The organism is Sphingomonas sp., assembly GCF_031426035.1.
In the GTDB taxonomy this organism is placed as follows: Bacteria; Pseudomonadota; Alphaproteobacteria; order Sphingomonadales; family Sphingomonadaceae; genus Sphingomicrobium.
The window spans coordinates 1-3,155 of the sequence record NZ_JANPKO010000018.1 but is presented as its reverse complement, the minus strand read 5'-3'; the positions used below and the strand labels follow the sequence as shown (position 1 = coordinate 3,155).

At 68.2% G+C, this 3,155-nt stretch carries 3 protein-coding genes; all 3 read right to left on the bottom strand.

All coding sequences use genetic code 11. The features are described 5' to 3' along the window. Positions 1-84: 84 nt before the first annotated feature. On the bottom strand, positions 85-1,491 hold the full coding sequence (locus tag RMP08_RS01310; protein WP_310467143.1) for a nitronate monooxygenase: 1,407 nt from the start codon (positions 1,489-1,491) through the stop codon (positions 85-87). 85 nt (positions 1,492-1,576) lie between these two features. After that, the gene (nadC, locus tag RMP08_RS01305) at positions 1,577-2,428 is read right to left on the bottom strand and encodes a carboxylating nicotinate-nucleotide diphosphorylase (RefSeq protein WP_310467142.1); all 852 of its coding nucleotides are present in this window, start codon (positions 2,426-2,428) and stop codon (positions 1,577-1,579) included. A 39-nt stretch (positions 2,429-2,467) separates the two neighbouring features. Beyond that, on the bottom strand, positions 2,468-3,155 hold a 688-nt coding region (locus tag RMP08_RS01300; protein ID WP_310467141.1), incomplete at its 5' end, for a metallophosphoesterase.

The window sequence follows — 3,155 nt, the reverse complement described above, 5'->3', positions numbered from 1 at the left end:
TCGACGCCCAGTACGGCGGTTGCTTGTCCTGCGCCGCGGCGGGAAATGCTGCGCACAACAAGGCGAGGGCAAGAACGCGTTTCATCACGCCCCCGTCAAAATCCGGTCGACCAATTGCTTGACCGTGGGGACGAAGCCGTTGGAGTAGAACGGGTCGGTCTTGAAGCGGAACGCGGAGTGGCCGGCGAACATCAGATTCTGGTCGACCGGGCCGCCGTGGGCGATGTCCTGCAGCGTCTTCTGGATGCAGAACGAGCGCGGGTCGGCCAGCCGCCCCGTACTATTCTTCTCGTTGTCGGCCCAGCTCGAGAACGCGCATTGCGACAGGCAGCCCATGCAGTCGGCCTGGTCCTTGCGGATGATCTTCTCGTCCTCGGGCGTGACGAACACCAGAGTGTCGTCGGGGGTCTTCATGGCGTTGGTGAAGCCCGCGCCATACCATTCGCGCGCGTGCTGCAAATCGCCCTTGGTCACCCAGTAATTCTTCTTGGTGCCGATGCCGACGTCGAGTTCGAACGCATGCTCGCCGATCGCTTCCTTGGTGAACGCGATCTGGCGCTCCGAGCGCGCCTCGAGCCAGCGCAGGAACGGGTTCAACACCGCCGACGAATAGAAGCCGGTGGGCGAGAAGCGGTGGAGCAAAATGTCGCCTTCCTCGAGCGTCATCAGCCGCGCCTTCCACCCCGGCGGGATCGGGCTTTCCTGGGTCAGCAGCGGCCGCGTGCCGAACTGGAAGACGATCTGGCCGAGCTCGGGATTGTCGATCCAATTGTCCCACTCGTCGAGCCGCCACACGCCGCCCGCCATGACGATCGGCACGCTGTCGGGGATGCCGCCCTCGCGCATTACCTCGCGCAATTCCTTGACCCGCGGATACGGGTCCTGCGGCGCGCGGGGATCCTCGGCGTTCGACAGGCCATTGTGCCCGCCGGCCAGCCACGGGTCCTCGTAGACCACCGCCGACAGCCATTCGGCGGCCTTGTGATAGGCGCGTTTCCACAGCGCGCGGAAGGCGCGGCCCGAGCTGATGATCGGCAGATAGGAGACGCCGTGCGAGGCGGCGATCTCGCTCAATTTATACGGCATGCCGGCGCCGCAGGTGACCCCCGCGACGAGCCCCTTGGTGCGCGACAGCACGCCTTCGAGCACGCGCTGGGCGCCGCCCATTTCCCACAGCACGTTGATGTTGATGGCGCCGTTGCCGCCGGCGATCTCGTGCGCGCGCTCGACCTGCGCGACTGCGCCGTCGATCGCGAACTGGACCAGCTCCTCGTGGCGCTCGCGGCGGGTCAGCGCCTGGTAGACTTGCGGGATGATGCGCCCCTCGGCGTCATAGCTGTCGGCGTTGACCGCGCTGACCGTGCCGATCCCGCCGGCCGCGGCCCACGCGCCCGAGCTCATGTGGTTGGTGGCGGAAACGCCTTTGCCGCCTTCGACCAGCGGCCACACCTCGCGGCCGCCGTAAACGATGGGCTTGAGCCCCTTGAACACTGACGTCTCTCCCGGAATTCGGCGCCCCTATAGAAATAAACGCGGGCGATGCGAAGCAAAAGGCGCGCTGGCGCCCGCGGTTCCCCTATTGCAGCGCGTAGTCGAGCCCGATGTCGACCGCCGGGGCGGACTGGGTGATGCGGCCGACCGAAATAAAATCCACCCCGGTCTCGGCGATCGCGCGGATGGTGTCGAGGTTGACCCCGCCCGACGCCTCGCACTTGACCCGCCCGGCGACCAGCGCGACCGCCTCGCGCAGCGTGGCCGGCGGCATGTTGTCGAGCAGCAGGCGGTCGGCGCCGGCGGCCAGCGCGACCTCGATCTGGTCGAGGCGGTCAACCTCGACCTGGACCTCGAGCCCGGTCGCGGCGGCCTGGGCGGCGCGCACCGCCTCCCCCACCCCGCCGGCCACCGCGACATGATTGTCCTTGATCAGCACCCCGTCGTCGAGCCGCATGCGGTGGTTTTCCGCCCCGCCCATGCGCGCGGCATATTTATCGAGCAGGCGCAGCCCGGGGATGGTTTTTCGCGTGTCGAGCAGCACCGCGCCGGTGCCGGCGATGGCGTCGGCGTAGCGCCGGGTCAGCGTCGCGATCCCCGACAGATGCTGCAGCGTGTTGAGCGCCGAGCGCTCGGCGGCGAGCATCGCGCGGGCATTGCCGTCGAGGCGCATCAGGACGGTCCCCGCCGGCACGCTGTCGCCGTCATTGACCGGGCGCTCGATGCGCACCTCGCGGTCGAGCGCGCGGAAGAAAGCGGCGGCGATGTCGAGCCCGGCCAGCGTGATCGGCTCGCGGCAGTTCATCGCGGCGGAAAACCGCGCGTCGGAGGCGATCGTCGACTTGGAGGTGATGTCGCCGCCCTTGCCCAAATCCTCGGCAAGCACGCGGCGGACGAAATCCTGGAGATCGAAGTGGCTGTCGGGGGCGGTGGACATGACGCGCCTGTAGGCCTGCGGTGGCGGGGCCGACAAGCGTCAGTCGGCGGGTTCGGCGATGTGGGTCGAGACCCGCCAGCGGTCGCCCTCGCGGACGAAGCGCTGGCCGTCGGACGAGGCGAATTTGTCACCGGCCCAGGCCTGGACCGTGACGGTCACCGCGTCGCCTTCGATATCGATGCGGTTGAAGCTCTGCTCCTCGTCGCGCAGGCGGGTCGAGGTCGCGGTGCCGGCCTGGACCACCAAGGCCGAGCCCGAGCGGGTGACGAGGTCGCGCGCGTCGTGGGTCGAGGCGCGGTGGTTGTGCCCGGCGAGCAAGAGATCGACCCCGGCATCGCCGATCGCATCGAGCGCAAGCTCCTGGCGGCCGATCGCCTTGCCCAGCTCGGGCCCGTCGCCGACCGGCAGCGCGAACAGCGGGTGGTGGGTAACCAGGATGCGCATCGAGCTTTCCAGGGTGCGCGCGAAAGTCTCGCGAATGAAATCCATCTGCTCGTGGCTGATGCTGCCGTCCTTGAAGGTCAGCGAGCGCGCGGTGTTGATGCCGAGCACCGCGGCGCCCGAGAACTCGTGGAACGGGCACAATTCGTCGTCGATGAAGCGGCGGTAGCGCGTCAGCGGCGACAAAAAGCGCCGCAGCACATCGTACAGCGGGACATCGTGGTTGCCCGGGACCCCGAGCACCTCGTGCCCGGCATCGCGCAGCCGCTCGAGGAATTTGCACGCC

Excerpts from the sequence above, each read along its gene's own strand:
- nadC (WP_310467142.1), bottom strand. The coding sequence starts at position 2,428 with ATGTCCACCGCCCCCGACAGCCACTTCGATCTCCAGGATTTCGTCCGC.